1 protein-coding gene and 1 pseudogene are annotated in these 1,666 nt (G+C 42.6%); both read right to left on the bottom strand.

Features of this window, described 5'->3' with window-relative positions:
- Window positions 1–790: LVIVD repeat-containing protein (locus MICAI_RS27295; RefSeq protein ID WP_369751919.1), on the bottom strand; the 790-nt coding region annotated here is incomplete at its 3' end.
- A 234-nt stretch (window positions 791–1,024) separates the two neighbouring features.
- A pseudogene (locus MICAI_RS27290) lies at window positions 1,025–1,522 on the bottom strand (DUF4347 domain-containing protein); the annotation flags it as partial.
- Window positions 1,523–1,666: the final 144 nt, after the last annotated feature.

Below are 1,666 nucleotides of genomic sequence, written 5' to 3'. Positions count from 1 at the left end.
TGGTCGGGTTGCTGATGTCGATGATTTGCAGTCCTGGACCTCCATCAGCTACATAAGCATAGTTGCCGACTATTTGTACATCCTGAGCATAGCCAAAAGTATTATAATTACCCTTGAGAGTGGGGTTTGTCGGGTTGCTGATGTCGATGATTTGCAGTCCTGAAAAATGATCAGCTACATAAGCATAGTTACCGACTATTTGTACACCATAAGCATAGCCAGAAGTATCATAATTACCCTTGAAAGTAGGATTTGTCGGGTTGCTGATGTCGATGATTTGCAGTCCTGAATACCCATCAGCTACATAAGCATAGTTACCGACTACTTCTACATCCCGAGCATAGCCAGAAGTATTATAATTACCCTTGAGAGTGGGGTTTGTCGGGTTGCTAATGTCGATGATTTGCAGTCCTGAACCACCATCAGCCACATAAGCATAGTTACCGACTATTTGTACATCTTGAGCATAGCCAGAAGTATTATAATTACCCTTGAGAGTGGGATTTGTCGGGTTGCTGATGTCGATGATTTGCAGGTTATCAGCAGCTACATAAGCATAGTTACCGACTATTTGTACATCCCAAGCATAGCCAGAAGTATCATAATTACCCTTGAGAGTGGGGTTTGTCGGGTTGCTGATGTCGATGATTTGCAGTCCTGAATCATCATCAGCTACATAAGCATAGTTACCGACTATTTGTATATCCCGACCATCATAAATATCATAATTCCCCTTAAAAATCGGGTTACTGGGATTACTAATATCAATAATCTCCAGGGTGTCCCCCACTGCATAAGCATAGTTACCAACTATTGTTACCGCATTGGCATTGCTTAATCTATCCCATCCTCCTACTAACGTAGGGGCAAATACTCCGGGATAAGTGTTGAGTATATCCGGCTGAAAAACCCCAGATGTCTGCAAATCCGACAAATCTAAGGTTTCAATAAAGGTTTGATTCTCTCCCTTTATCGCGGGTAAACTCACCTCTAACTCCCAACTTCCTCCTAAGGCTGCATTTCCTACCCGTCCGCTGGAAGCCGCTATTTTCGCTCCGGTAATTTGGGATAATTTATTAATAAACTCTGTCCCGGCATCTCCCGCCGCGACCTGACAACCGTACAGTAGAATACGATTAATCTTTGCCCAATTCTGTAACTGTTGGCGGTAATCGTAAATATTTGTTAAATTAAGTTGACAATTCCCTAAATATAAGCACCCCGGCGCACCATGGGAAACGAGGTGAATGGTGGTAATCTGGGGATTTTGTTGTAAAAAAGCGGAGATTTGTTCGATTCCGTCTTGATTGGGAGAGAGAATAACGGTGGCGACTTCTGGAATTACTCCAGCTTGGAGACTTTGATAATCGGTAACACCAGCATCGAGGAAAACCACAGTAGCGGTTAAACGCTGATTTCTCGCACTATCCACCTGATTAGCTTGACTCAAGCCATCAGATTGAGCAAAATTGAACAAAGCATCGTCAACAGCAGGAAGGCTCGGCAAGAGGGTAGAAGTCATGACGTTAACTGCAAAGGTTTATTGCTAACAGTTTTAGCCTAACAATGGCCAATCTTTCAAGGGGGATATAACAAAAATTTACAGAAAACGGGTTTCTCAAAGAAACCCGTTTTCTAAGAAACCCGTTTTCTAGATATTGATTTT

The organism is Microcystis sp. T1-4 (genome assembly GCF_000297435.1).
Taxonomy (GTDB): domain Bacteria; phylum Cyanobacteriota; class Cyanobacteriia; order Cyanobacteriales; family Microcystaceae; genus Microcystis.
The sequence above is the reverse complement of the archived record's forward strand: the minus strand, read 5'-3'. Positions and strand labels throughout refer to the sequence as shown.